This is a genomic window from Microcoleus sp. T3_A4, assembly GCF_036700465.1.
Taxonomy (GTDB): Bacteria; Cyanobacteriota; Cyanobacteriia; order Cyanobacteriales; family Microcoleaceae; genus Microcoleus.
In genome coordinates, this window is sequence record NZ_JAUBOY010000039.1 from 38,942 (window position 1) to 51,568 (window position 12,627).

The 12,627-nt window shown below is 45.7% G+C and carries 11 protein-coding genes; 6 read left to right on the forward strand and 5 right to left on the reverse strand.

All coding sequences use genetic code 11. The features are described 5' to 3' along the window. Positions 1-2: 2 nt before the first annotated feature. Positions 3-299 carry a hypothetical protein gene (locus tag QUA07_RS21320; protein WP_333328904.1) on the reverse strand — a complete coding sequence of 99 codons (297 nt, stop codon included), beginning with the start codon at positions 297-299 and terminating at the stop codon, positions 3-5. Positions 300-714: 415 nt separating this feature from the next. On the opposite strand from QUA07_RS21320, the gene ftsH3 reads away from it, so the two are divergent. Next, positions 715-2,553 carry an ATP-dependent zinc metalloprotease FtsH3 gene (gene ftsH3, locus QUA07_RS21325; protein WP_006633639.1) on the forward strand — a complete coding sequence of 613 codons (1,839 nt, stop codon included), beginning with the start codon at positions 715-717 and terminating at the stop codon, positions 2,551-2,553. Between the two features lie 176 nt (positions 2,554-2,729). On the opposite strand, the gene QUA07_RS21330 is transcribed toward ftsH3, so the two are convergent. After that, entirely contained in the window at positions 2,730-2,921 is a 192-nt protein-coding gene (locus QUA07_RS21330) for a hypothetical protein (RefSeq protein WP_333328907.1), read from the reverse strand. 343 nt (positions 2,922-3,264) lie between these two features. Here QUA07_RS21330 and QUA07_RS21335 point away from each other — a divergent pair, with 343 nt between their 5' ends. Together QUA07_RS21335 and QUA07_RS21340 are read left to right on the forward strand one after the other, a co-directional pair. Continuing rightward, positions 3,265-3,903, forward strand: a complete 639-nt coding sequence (locus QUA07_RS21335) for a bifunctional 4-hydroxy-2-oxoglutarate aldolase/2-dehydro-3-deoxy-phosphogluconate aldolase (RefSeq protein WP_333328910.1) — start codon at positions 3,265-3,267, stop codon at positions 3,901-3,903. A gap of 108 nt (positions 3,904-4,011) precedes the next feature. Beyond that, positions 4,012-4,533 carry a L,D-transpeptidase gene (locus tag QUA07_RS21340; protein ID WP_333084709.1) on the forward strand — a complete coding sequence of 174 codons (522 nt, stop codon included), beginning with the start codon at positions 4,012-4,014 and terminating at the stop codon, positions 4,531-4,533. A gap of 188 nt (positions 4,534-4,721) precedes the next feature. Here QUA07_RS21340 and QUA07_RS21345 read toward each other — a convergent pair whose 3' ends face one another. Together QUA07_RS21345 and QUA07_RS21350 are read right to left on the reverse strand one after the other, a co-directional pair. Beyond that, positions 4,722-5,546, reverse strand: coding sequence for a DUF1963 domain-containing protein (locus QUA07_RS21345; protein WP_333328913.1), 825 nt, complete (start codon positions 5,544-5,546; stop codon positions 4,722-4,724). A gap of 73 nt (positions 5,547-5,619) precedes the next feature. Next, positions 5,620-7,209 (reverse strand): Hsp70 family protein, encoded by a 1,590-nt coding sequence (locus QUA07_RS21350; protein WP_333328916.1) that lies wholly within the window; start codon positions 7,207-7,209, stop codon positions 5,620-5,622. Positions 7,210-7,573: 364 nt separating this feature from the next. On the opposite strand from QUA07_RS21350, the gene QUA07_RS21355 reads away from it, so the two are divergent. Beyond that, complete coding sequence (locus tag QUA07_RS21355) at positions 7,574-8,263, forward strand: type II CAAX endopeptidase family protein (protein ID WP_333328919.1); 690 nt, start codon at positions 7,574-7,576, stop codon at positions 8,261-8,263. Between the two features lie 138 nt (positions 8,264-8,401). Here QUA07_RS21355 and QUA07_RS21360 read toward each other — a convergent pair whose 3' ends face one another. Beyond that, entirely contained in the window at positions 8,402-8,530 is a 129-nt protein-coding gene (locus QUA07_RS21360; protein WP_333328921.1) for a hypothetical protein, read from the reverse strand. 1,298 nt (positions 8,531-9,828) lie between these two features. Here QUA07_RS21360 and QUA07_RS21365 point away from each other — a divergent pair. After that, positions 9,829-10,980, forward strand: coding sequence for a glycosyltransferase family 4 protein (locus QUA07_RS21365; protein WP_333328924.1), 1,152 nt, complete (start codon positions 9,829-9,831; stop codon positions 10,978-10,980). 445 nt (positions 10,981-11,425) lie between these two features. Next, the gene (locus tag QUA07_RS21370) at positions 11,426-12,550 is read left to right on the forward strand and encodes a glycosyltransferase family 4 protein (RefSeq protein ID WP_333328927.1); all 1,125 of its coding nucleotides are present in this window, start codon (positions 11,426-11,428) and stop codon (positions 12,548-12,550) included. Positions 12,551-12,627: the final 77 nt, after the last annotated feature.

Here is a 12,627-nt window from a genome sequence, read left to right on the forward strand (position 1 = left end):
CTTCACCAACTTCTCCAAAGGCTCGATCGCCCCACCTTATTATTCATCTGCAACCGCACATTTGCCAATCCCTCCAGAGCCGTCTGATTCTGCGGTTCCCGCTGCAAAACCGTCTCATATCCCCGTTCCTGGGCCGCCAGCAAAGATTCCTGAGAAACTGCTACCGGAGCCGATTTTTGTTGGTGCTGGCTGCTCAAACCGCTACTGAACAGACTCACAACACCAAAAATCGCAGAACCACCAAAGCCAACCATTGATACTAACGCAAAAATCTGCTTAAGACGATTTTTGGTAAACACACTTGGCTTCTGGGTCAGTCCTAGTTTACCTTAACAGTTTAAGAGAACTTAGGCTTAACTACCAAATAAACCGGGTTTTTCCCTCCAATTAAAGACTAAAGTGCAGTATTTCCGTCAAAAAACCTGGTTTCTGCGTTCAGGACTATTTAATCGAAAAAGGGATTAACGCGATCGCCACCACTTTTTATAATCTTGACAAATTACATTTTATAGTGTAAAAAGATACCCAAAAATTAGGACAACACCCCAATTAGCTGACGCCGCCCAGGGCAGTTCCGTTCCCGCGACCTCAGACCGCCGCAGCATGGCCGGGATTCCTCACCACACAAAAACAAGTTACAATTACGTTAAGATTGATGAACATAAATAAAAATTCCCAAATCACAGGGACTAAAAATTAGGAGGATCGACCTCGGTGAATAAACGGTGGAGAAACGCTGGCCTGTACGCACTGCTGGCTATTGTAGTCATTGCCTTAGCAACGGCTTTTTTTGACAAACAGCCCCCAAGCCGCGAAGTTTGGAAGTACAGTCAATTCATTCAGGAAGTCGAAGGCAAGAGAGTAGACAAAATAAATATCAGTTCCGATCGCAGCAAAGCCCTGGTCACAGCCCAGGACGGCAACAAGGTACTCGTTAACCTGCCGAACGACCCAGAACTGATCAACATCCTGACCAAAAATAACGTAGATATTTCAGTTCTGCCTCAAAGCGACGAAGGCTTCTGGGTAAAAGCCCTCAGCAGCCTGTTCTTCCCGATCTTGCTTTTGGTCGGACTGTTTTTCCTGGTGCGGCGCGCCCAAAACGGGCCCGGCAACCAAGCCATGAACTTCGGCAAATCCAAAGCTAGAGTCCAAATGGAGCCACAAACTCAGGTGACTTTCGGCGACGTGGCGGGCATCGAACAAGCCAAGCTAGAGCTCGCAGAAGTCGTGGACTTCCTGAAAAATGCCGATCGCTTCACCGCAGTCGGAGCAAAAATCCCCAAAGGCGTACTGCTGGTCGGCCCTCCCGGAACTGGCAAAACCCTGCTGGCAAAAGCAGTGGCTGGAGAAGCAGGCGTTCCCTTCTTCTCGATTTCCGGTTCAGAATTTGTGGAAATGTTCGTGGGTGTCGGTGCTTCCCGCGTCCGCGACTTGTTTGAACAAGCTAAATCTAACGCTCCTTGTATCGTATTTATCGATGAAATTGACGCCGTAGGCCGCCAGCGGGGCGCTGGTTTGGGCGGTGGTAACGACGAACGGGAACAAACCCTGAACCAGTTGCTGACCGAAATGGACGGCTTTGAGGGCAATACTGGCATCATTTTGATTGCTGCCACCAACCGCCCCGACGTGCTCGATGCGGCGCTGCTGCGTCCGGGTCGCTTCGATCGCCAAGTTGTGGTCGATCGCCCCGACTTCGGAGGTCGCCTAGAAATTCTCAACGTTCACGCCCGCGGCAAAACTTTGTCCAAAGACGTGGACTTGGAAAAAATCGCCCGCCGGACACCCGGTTTCACAGGTGCGGATTTGTCCAACCTACTCAACGAAGCAGCAATTTTAGCCGCCCGTCGCAACTTGACCGAAGTCTCGATGGATGAAGTCAACGATGCGATCGACCGCGTGCTCGCTGGGCCGGAAAAGAAAGACCGCGTGATGAGCGAAAAGCGCAAAACTTTGGTAGCTTACCACGAAGCAGGTCACGCTTTAGTCGGCGCGCTGATGCCCGATTATGACCCCGTGCAGAAAATTAGCATTATCCCCCGCGGCCGCGCTGGCGGTTTGACTTGGTTCACACCCAGCGAAGATCGGATGGATTCTGGCTTGTATTCTCGGTCTTACTTGCAAAATCAAATGGCGGTAGCTTTGGGCGGCCGCATTGCTGAAGAGATTGTCTTCGGCGAAGAAGAAGTAACAACCGGTGCGTCGAATGACTTGCAGCAAGTGGCAAGAGTAGCGCGGCAAATGGTGACTCGCTTCGGAATGAGCGATCGGCTAGGCCCTGTAGCTCTCGGTCGCCAACAAGGCAATATGTTCATGGGTCGCGATATTATGGCTGAACGGGATTTCTCTGAAGAAACCGCAGCGACGATCGACGATGAAGTGCGTTTGTTGGTAGAACAAGCTTACCGTCGCGCTAAAGATGTACTCGTCGGCAACCGCCATGTCCTTAATGCTTTGGCAGATATGCTAGTTGAAAAGGAAACTGTGGATGCTGATGAATTGCAAAATTTGTTAGCTAATAGCGATGTGAAAATGGCGACGATCGCCTAATCAATTTTGGATTTTGGATTTTGGATTTTAGATCAAATCTAAAGTTGGAAATCAATAATTGGGGTGATTCTGGGATTGTCTGGAATCGCCCCGATTTTTTTTTGGTTAAGTGCGATCGAGCGATTTTAGATTTTAGATTTTGGATTTTAGATTTAATCTAAAGAATGACCAAGCAATCAGACATTAAACATACCCTTTTCCTCAAGCTGGCGCTTAACTTCTTCCCAGGGAACTCTTGGTTCCTCTTTTCTATATTCAATAATCCGACAGTCCTCAACATCCTCCCAGATATCGTCTGGGTACTGGAAGTCAAGCAGCACCGGGACTTTTGAGCCTTGCGACTCAACTAATATCAAATCCGTTGGCATCGGAATTATTCATCTCTCTCTTCCCTTTCTCTGTATCCTCTGTGTCCTCTGCGGTTTCATCATTCCGATACAACAGGAATTGATATAAAAACTGAAAGTCTGTCGGTTCGCCGCATTCCGCCAGCACGTCAGCTCAAAAATATCTGTGGTTTTTGAGGTCAACAATTGCAGCGGTTTTGTTGCCTAGATTGTCCGTTAAAAATTGAACGCCGCACATATTGTAATTGGCCATATATCGAAGTTAGCAACCTGTATTAAAATTAGAGGCGAGTCACAATGATATGAGTTTACAATTTGGGAGCCTTCCCAAATCTAAAATCTAAAATCTAAAATCTAAAATTGTATGAATCATCAATCTTGGTTGACACTACTAAAAAAACACCGCGCGATCGCAGTCATCCGTTCCTCAGAAAAAGAACTCGCTTGGCAGATGGCATCAGCGGTAGCAGCAGGAGGAATCCAGTTTATTGAAATTACTTGGAATACCCACAAAGCCGCTGAATTAATTGCCGAACTTCGCTCCGAATTCCCTACTTTTAGTATTGGAACTGGCACTTTATTAAACTTAGAAGAGTTGCAGCAAGCAATAGATTGTGGCGCTCAATTTCTATTTACACCCCACACCGATTTAACTATGATTAAAACAGCAGTTGACGCCGGAGTGCCGATCGTCCCCGGTGCTTTTTCTCCCACGGAAATTGTCACCGCGTGGCAAGCGGGCGCTACCTGCGTTAAAGTGTTTCCGATATCGGCTTTGGGAGGCGCGGCTTACCTGAAAAGCTTGCAAGGCCCCCTGGGAGACATTCCTTTAATTCCCACTGGCGGGGTGACGTTGGAAAATGCCAAAGTATTTATAGACGCCGGGGCGATCGCCGTTGGTTTAGCCGGAGACTTATTTCCTAAACACTTAGTGGAAAATCGCGATTGGCGGGCGATCGTCCAAATTGCCCAAACTCTCGCCCAAAACTTAACAACTTGTTAAGTCCAGTTTCCAAATCCAACATTTCAAATCTAAAATCTAAAATAGGACAAGCCAATCTAAAGTCTAAAATCTAAAATCTAAAATCTAAAATAGTACGAGGTGTGAGAAATGAACAGCATTATCAACTCAACTTACTTCCGTCGCGCGGGAACTTTCTTTGCCGGCTGCGCCCTCACTTTTGCTACATTCTGCGGCGGTTCAATGACCGCATTTGCCAGCGAACAGCACAACATAATTGCCAATAAAATTATGTTGTTGCAGCAATCCAGCGAACGGTGGATTGAAATAGATTTGTCAAGACAAAGGTTAATAGCGTGGGAAGGAAATACACCCGTTTACGCGGTAATTATTTCCAGCGGCAAATCATCGACTCCCACTCGCACCGGAACCTTTGCCGTTGAAACCAAACACCGCGTTACTAGAATGACTGGGCCGGACTACGACGTGCCCGACGTTCCCTATACAATGTATTACGACGGAGGCATGGCAATTCACGGCGCTTACTGGCACAATTTGTTTGGCAATCCCGTTACTCACGGCTGCACAAATGTAGCTGTCAATCACGCTAAATGGCTATTTGAATGGGCTTCGGTGGGAACACCTGTGGTGGTGCACAAATCTCAGGTTTAGGGAATTGGGAATTGGGCATCGGGCATCGGGCATAGTCGAACATTATTAGAACTTATGCAGCGGTGGTCAGAAACCGGGTTTTTTTGGGAAATACTGCGTTACAGCCGTAGATTCGGTCAAAAACCCGGTTTATTCGATCGGAGTTCATCTGTTGTGGTTTTTTTAGCTTGCTTACTTCATTACTGCCTTCAAGCACAATCCCAATTGTATAAGACTTTACTAAAATCTAATTCTCTGAGTGCTGAGTCATCAATAAAAAAGTTACCTACACCACTGTCTCCCCACATGATATCTACTGTCTCATTGCAATCGGTATCCATTTGCAATAGAAGAATGTCTGCCTTTTGTTGTCGATCGGATTTACTACTATATTTTCTTACGTCCTCTTGTGTAAAATCAGGATAACCACCTATTTTATGACCAACGGGTTGCGATATTTCTAGGTACTCATCCCAAATTTCAGGGTTCATAAATAACTCATGGATTTCCCCGCCTAAAAGTTCGGTAAATTGGTAGTCATTGGTACTAATCGGCGCATATTTTTTAGTAAATTGCAAGCAGCAACAGCCCTGAACAGGAAAATATTCTGGTTCCGGCAAAAAATCATAATTGGTAATAATGTTTTCAACTTGGAAGTCGGGCTGAGGAAAATAGATTATTTTGAATTTTTGTTCGACGGCGGGATTATCTAGATTGGCGTAATTGCCGAAATCTAAACCATATAGGTCATCGTCGGCTATATAAAACTGCAAAATTCCCCGATCGGGAAAACCATCTAAAGGCGGTATTTCATCAAAGTTGAGTTGCGCTAGCAAAAATAAATATTTACCGTCAGGTGTTTTTGGATACTCAAAGCCTTTAGGTAAATAAGGAAATCCCCCAAATTTACTCTGCCACCAATTAACGTCATCATTATTGGTTTGAATTTCGATGTAAGGTTTAATGGTAGCTTCGATTCTGTCGCGATACTTTTCTAATTCTGGAGAGAGTGGAAATTCTAGTTTGTAGTTCATCTGCTTTTAACAATTTGTTTTGAACGCAATCCGTAGGGTGCGCCGAAGCGCACCTTACCTGTAAAAGCTATTCTTAACTTAGCTGCACCACGGGTTTATCCTCTAACAAAGTTTCATTTGTCAGCAAATCTTCCACCGTAATGCGTAAAAAGCGCTGTTCGTCAACGCGGAAGAAGATTTTGATGCGATCGCTCCCCGGATACCCAGGTGGCGTCAATTGAGCGATGCTGCGGGCTCCTTCTTTATCATTTAGGGGCTGTACCGATGTTTGGCCCGCGAGTTGGCGAGTAATTAGTCTGTCGCCATCAAAATATATCTCCGTGCCGCCAGTTTCCGCTCCCAATTCGCCGATAATTAATTCTATACTTGGCTGACTTTCTAAAGAAGCTCCCAAGACTAATTCTACGGGTTCGCTCATCGGATAAGACTGGCCGGATTTGATTAAACTGTGCCAACTGTGGCAATTGTCGCGGCGGTTCCAGTAGCGAATGCCGTAACTGTGATAGAGAAAATCTTTGATTTCTATGCCTTGACTCAGTTGCAGAGCACCTTGGGCGATCGCCTCAAAGGGTTTGTCGCAGCGAATTTTTGCCGGATCGAAATATTGCTGCACCCAACGCCCGACAGCGGGAATTTGTACAGTACCGCCAACTAGCAAAACTGCATCGATATCGCCAATTTCTAAGCCTTGGCGCCGCGCTTGCTGCAATACTTGATTCATGCAGTCGTCTAGTTTGTCAAAAAATTGATGTTCCGCGAGGATAGATTCAAAACGAGTTCTGCCTAATTCTAATTCGTAACTCTCAAAATTTTCGTCATCAAAATAAACCTCAACAGCCTGATTTACTAAAGACAACTGAATCTTTAACCGTTCTGCTAATCTCGTTGTAATCGGAGATTTTGCCAGCCCTTTTGTTTGAACAAAATAGTCAACTAGCCAATTATCAATATCAGAACCGCCTAAATTTTGTCCGGCTTTAGCCAAAACCCGGGCAACTTTTGTTTTTTGCGCTGAAGATTCAGCTAATAACTTTTCGCCCCACTTAAGAATAAAACCGAGGGGCTTTTTGTCGGCGGAAGCGTCCAAACGCACTAAAGAAAGGTCTAGAGTGCCACCCCCGAAATCAATGACTAACAAATTTTCGCGATCGGCTAAACCGTAACCCAAAGCAGCCGCCGTAGGTTCGTCCAACATCCGCACCTGTTCTACTTGCAGAGATTGTGACACTTTGCCCAACCAATGGCGGTAAGCTTCAAAACTATCTACCGGCACAGTAAAAATCAAAGAGTCGATCGGCAAAGGCAGTTCGCGAATTGAGTTTACAATTTGGCTCAAATACCACTCACCTACTTGTTCAAAAGTAATAAGTTGCTCGTCAATTTCCGGCACAAAACCCTGAACTGAAGTGCCAATTCCCCGCTTGAAATTGCGGAAAAACCGAGAATCTCCACTCAAATCAAGGCCTTTGTCGCGGACTTGCTGACCGAGTATGACTTTACTTTGAGCAGCGTCCTCAACGTAGAGTAAACTGGGAATTAGGGGCGGATTTTGAGCCGAGATTGCCGACAATCCCGGTAATTTCAAAGTTTCGGGCTGCTGGAGGACTTGATTCCAGCGAGCGACGACGGTGTTGCTAGTTCCAAAATCAATTGCGATCGTCATTCAGCCAAAATACACAGCTACTAGGGATTAGATTATATTATGGTATTTAGAGCCGCAAATGCAAATATATTCTCAAATTGTCCTTGAATAAAGATTTTGTTACAACCGGAACAGCTTTCGCGGCGGAGTCTTCAATTTTGTGCAACTGCATATTTTTATTTGCAACAAATAAGCGCCACTTTTATAAGCGGCACAAAACTCATACCCTTCTAGATTTTATATTAAAAATTTGAGAATGACTAACTGCATAAGGGTTGGGAATTTGGGCATACAGTTGCATTGTTTCTTGAAAAGGGTATAATCTCTCCGTCGTCGCAATTTTTTACCTTTGGTATTAATCCAATTTTGTAATGAAGCGTGAAAAATGTTGGACATGGGCGATCGCAACTCAGCACTATTGGCTTTAACACTGCTTGTCCCTGCAGCTAGTATCGGTATCATAGCAGCCTTGTATATGGCCCCTGGAAGCTGGGGACAAACACTGTCAGTCTTTTGTCAAGTTTGGTTGTTGGTTTTTCCGATCGCGTGGTCTGTTTTTGTCGATCGCAAAAAGCTCAGTTTATCCCTGCCCAAGCGCCAAGAATTGCTGGCTGGATCTATTTGGGGAATATTCATGTTTGCGGTAATTCTGGGTATCTATAGCCTTTTCGGTCAGCAGTGGATCGATCCTGTAGTTGCTAAAGAAAAATCGTACCAATTAGGTATTAGCAGCCCTACTATTTACTTGATTGTAGAAGCATATTTTGTGCTAGTTAACTCGCTGATTGAAGAATTTACTTGGCGGTGGTTTGTCTGCAACAAGTGCCAGATTCTCATACCGGGCACAAAAGCAATATTTCTGAGTTCGCTATTTTTCACCCTCCACCACATTTTTGTAATAGCAGCTTACAGCGACTGGCAGGCTGTGCTATTAGGTTCATTAGCTGTCTTCGCCGCCGGGATAATTTGGTCGCACTCTTATGTGACTTACCGTTCGCTTTGGTCGAGTTATATCAGCCACGCGATCGCAGATTTAGCCCTAGCAACTATTGGTTGGCAAATTCTCTTTAACTAGCTGCTTTTTCAGCGACAATCGCAGGCAATTCTACAGTAAAAATTGACCTTTTGCCCAACTCACTCTCCAGATTAATCTCTCCCCCCATCATCCCGGCGGCGTGCCACTGCCACGGGCGATAATGTACCCTGATAAATTTTAAGATTCGGCAAGGTATATGTGGCTATAGCTGCGGTTGATGCCAACTAGCAGCGACAAGTGTTTGCTGGCATTGATGCTGATTGTACTGAGCTCTTGACTGATGCTGTGCAATAATCGACCGTTCATATCTTCCCACCGGAAGATGCTTTTCGTTAAGGCATCTGGTTTTAATTCTAGGTTGGGTTTTGCTGGCGATCACATAATTTTAGCTGCTTGAAAAGTGGCCAACATATCGCTACAATCATCGGCGGCCGGGCCCCAACAGCACACCGATTGTCATCTGGAATTGCAAACTTAGGAAAAATGATCCTTTCATAACATGAAATTTTTTGTACGCGAAATCGTTTGATACATACCACGAAGTTGCTGCTACTGCTTAGGAGTCAAGGTTTGCACCATATAGGCGGCTCAACCTTGAGTATTCCTTTGATCTTTCTAGGATAATTTGATAATTTGCGTAGGATCTTTTTTACGGTAATTACTTAGACAGGAATTGGGCAGGAACGCTACATATACTCTGCCCCGCAGTGGCAGTGTCTTTTGGGAACTTTTTCATGCGATCGCCTTTTATTAACAAATTTAAAACTCAGGCAGCTAATTAAATTTATATCGGTGAAACTCTATGTTCTGTAGCACGATTGGGAAACCTATTTTTTCAAAAAGTGGACGCCTCAACCAGGTTTTTTCAGGAACATACGACAACTGAGGGCTAGGGATATCGCTTGAAAAACAGGGTTTCTCCCCTCATTCGCGCGTTCACAACGGTCATTCGCGCGATCGCGCCCCTGCTGGTATCTGAGAAAACCACCATCTCTGAATCTTGACCAAATAGGATATTGTATCAAGCAATACCGACAGCACAGTTACCCAAAAACCACAACCAATGATTGGTATTTAGCTCTGTTGGTTCAATGAGGCAATCAACATTCTCAATGTAAGAATTCCCCTCTTGAATCGAGTATAAAATTTTGCCAAAGGCGATGTCTGTCTACTGCATATTGTTGTTAATGCTACCTTTATCCCCCACATTAAAAGTTTGCTGATATTCGGTTTCCCGTACATCTCTATCTGTTTGATCGTAAATGATGTTATCTTTAACAGAGCGTGTTGTCTAGCTTGGTGTTTGTCGCGAACAAAGCTCCTATTTGATGAGGAATCTATCTTCAGGAGGAACTTTCGCTGACCTGAAAATTATCCCTCTAGGAACTGTTTCGCGATCAAATCAATCCTTATCATCAATGCAATGACAGTGATATTTTGGCAGATAGATGTTGGGGTGTTGCGAACAGTCGATCAGTTGGATTCTATGTAAACACCAGGAAAGCGGTAATTAATATTCACCCGCCCCTCTTTCCTTTTGGGCTCTAATATCAGCGCTGCTAGCAGCGCCGAGAGCGAGTTAAAGTCGTCAGCGGGACTTAAAAATGAAAATCACCTTTGTTCTTCCTACTCTGTCTCTGACTGGTGGAATACGAGTAATATCTATTTTCGCAGAACTTTTGAGAAAGCGAGGACACTCCGTGTTCGTCATCTCTGTACCCACTCCCCAGCCGAGTATGCGCGAGCAAGTCAAGTCGCTGCTTCGGGGAGGGGGTTGGATTTCCCCACCTGAAAATGAACCCTCATTTTTCGATAACTTAGGTGTAGAACACAAAATTACCGATCGCTACCGCCCCGTAGAAGACAAAGATGTACCTGACGCTGACGTAGTAGTTGCCACCTGGTGGGAAACCGCCGAGTGGGTAGCCAAACTCTCTCCTAGCAAAGGAGCAAAAGCTTATTTTATCCAGCACCACGAAATTTTTGACTATCTACCTCAAGGAAGAGTAGAAGCAACTTGGATGCTGCCCATGCACAAAATTACGATCTCTGAGTGGTTAGTTGAGCTAGCTAGGACTAAATATGGCGATGACCAAGTTTCCTTAGCTCCTCCTAGCGTGGACAGCAAACAATTTTACGCCTGTCCTCGCAACAAACAATCGGTTCCTACAGTGGGCCTAATGTACTCTACAATCTACTGGAAAGGAACCGACATCGCCCTCAAAGCTTTTTCCATAGCAGCAGAAAAGATCCCCAACTTGCGTCTGGTTGCCTTCGGTGTAGATGCCCCATCCTCGGAATTGCCCCTACCGGCCAATGCCGAGTATGTAATTCAACCCGACCAAGACAAAATCAAAGACTATTACAGCAAATGCGATGCTTGGCTGCTGGCGAGCCGCTCAGAAGGCTTCGGCTTGCCAATTATCGAAGCGATGGCGTGCCGCACTCCCGTCATCAGTACCCCAGCAGGTGCTGCTCCTGAAATTTTGAGCGGCGGTACTGGCATACTTGTAAGACCAGAAGATCCCCAAGAAATGGCAAAAGCCATAGAGTCTATCTGTCAGTTGCCAAATTCCAAGTGGCAAGCCATGTCTGAAGCCGCCTATGCCAAGGTAAACAATTATACTTGGGAAGATGCCACGGCTCATTTTGAAGCGGCATTGAAAGTTGCTGTAGACAAATCTAAAAACCGCGAGGTTAACATAGATTGCTTTTCTCCCTACTATGCGGACAAAAAAATTCTGGTTGGATGCTAAGTGCCGCGCTGCCATTTGAAATTCGGCGCTACGGGCGTTTTCGGCGCCGGATTCTGGGGAGAAACTCAATATCGTTTGCTGGGGTGCTTCTGCTACAAATAAAATCGCCTGTGTCCTGTTTTCTACGCAGCAGTCTCGACACGAATTCTGACCGCAGCGACGACGGAATACAGGTTATAAATTGATCTGCCCAAATCTTAACTAGAGGGCAACGGAGGTTTTAAGGCTGGCTCCGTTACCGGTTAAACTTGTCTTGTCATCAAACATCTCCCGATTTGTAATTGGGAAAAGTCCCTGACGACAAAGTTAAGATCGGCTCGACTATCGAGTTACGATCACCTCCAGCACAGATCCGCACCCCGCAGAAAAGCCAAAAATAGGCTGGTAAGTGCGAACTTGCTGTTATGGAGGAGTTTTAACCAGTATCAATCTTCAGCATCTATTCATGAAAATTACTTTTGTCCTTCCTACCCTGAGCCTTACAGGTGGTATGAGGGTGTTATCTATCTACACAGAACTGCTGCAAAAGCGAGGACACAAAATATTTATCGTGTCTATGCCCGTGCCGCAACCAACTTTGCTCCAACAATTGCGATCACTGCTGAGGGGTAGGGGTTGGCTGTCCGCTTCCAAGACACAAAAGTCTCACTTTGACAAAGTGGATGTCGAAAGTCGAGTTCTCGAAACCAACCGTCCAATTACCGACCTGGACGTACCTGATGCCGACATTATCATGGCTACTTGGTGGGAAACTGCCGAGTGGGTGGCAAAACTCTCTCCCAGCAAAGGAGCGAAAGTATATTTTCTCCAACATTATGAGGCTTTTGACTACGTACCAAAAGGTCGAGTAGAGGCAACTTGGCGGCTGCCGATGCACAAAATCGCTGTGGCCCAGTGGCTGGCCGACATAGCTCGGAATGAATACGGCGATTTGTCTGTATCTCTCGTCCCTCCTACGGTGGACACCAAACAGTTTTACGACCCCCAGTCGCGAGCGAAGCAGCCGCGAGGCAAGCAATTAGTTCCTACAGTCGGGATGTACTATACTACAACTCCTTGGAAAGGCTGCGATATTGCCCTGAAAGCTTTGTCTATAGCTGCTAAAAAAATTCCTAACCTTCGTTTAGTTGCATTTAGTTCCGGCGACGATAGTCCTCTTCCCCATTTAATGCCAGAGGATACTGAGTATAATAAGGAACCTACTCAAGACCAACTAAAAGAATTTTACAGCAAATGCGATGCTTGGCTGTTTTCCAGCAGATCCGAAGGCTTCGGCTTGCCAATTTTAGAAGCTATGGCTTGTGGCACTCCAGTGATCGGCACTCCTGCTGGTGCGGCTCCGGAACTACTTGCTGGCGGGGGTGGCATACTTGTCAAGCCAGAAGACCCAGAGGATATGGCAAAAGCGATCGAGCAGATTTGTCAGTTGCCTGATGCCGAATGGCGCGCAATGTCCGAGGCAGCTTTGGAGACGGCAACAAATTATACTTGGGAGGATGCAACTAATCTCTTCGAGGCCGCACTGTACACTGCTGTGGAACGTCAGGCACAATTAACGAACAAGATGTAAAATTGAGGTTGATTTAAAAGAGTGGGGTTGGGCGATCGTTTAATCGAGAATTTTTATCGGGCAATTGGAGTTTTCTT

What these genes read in the sequence shown, in the direction of transcription:
- QUA07_RS21370 (WP_333328927.1), top strand. Translation starts at nt 11,426, where the DNA reads ATGAAAATTACTTTTGTCCTTCCTACCCTGAGCCTTACAGGTGGTATG.
- QUA07_RS21355 (WP_333328919.1), top strand. Translation starts at nt 7,574, where the DNA reads ATGTTGGACATGGGCGATCGCAACTCAGCACTATTGGCTTTAACACTG.
- QUA07_RS21330 (WP_333328907.1), bottom strand. Translation starts at nt 2,921, where the DNA reads ATGCCAACGGATTTGATATTAGTTGAGTCGCAAGGCTCAAAAGTCCCG.
- QUA07_RS21345 (WP_333328913.1), bottom strand. Translation starts at nt 5,546, where the DNA reads ATGAACTACAAACTAGAATTTCCACTCTCTCCAGAATTAGAAAAGTAT.
- QUA07_RS21335 (WP_333328910.1), top strand. Translation starts at nt 3,265, where the DNA reads ATGAATCATCAATCTTGGTTGACACTACTAAAAAAACACCGCGCGATC.
- QUA07_RS21365 (WP_333328924.1), top strand. Translation starts at nt 9,829, where the DNA reads ATGAAAATCACCTTTGTTCTTCCTACTCTGTCTCTGACTGGTGGAATA.
- QUA07_RS21340 (WP_333084709.1), top strand. Translation starts at nt 4,012, where the DNA reads ATGAACAGCATTATCAACTCAACTTACTTCCGTCGCGCGGGAACTTTC.
- QUA07_RS21360 (WP_333328921.1), bottom strand. Translation starts at nt 8,530, where the DNA reads ATGAACGGTCGATTATTGCACAGCATCAGTCAAGAGCTCAGTACAATC.
- QUA07_RS21350 (WP_333328916.1), bottom strand. Translation starts at nt 7,209, where the DNA reads ATGACGATCGCAATTGATTTTGGAACTAGCAACACCGTCGTCGCTCGC.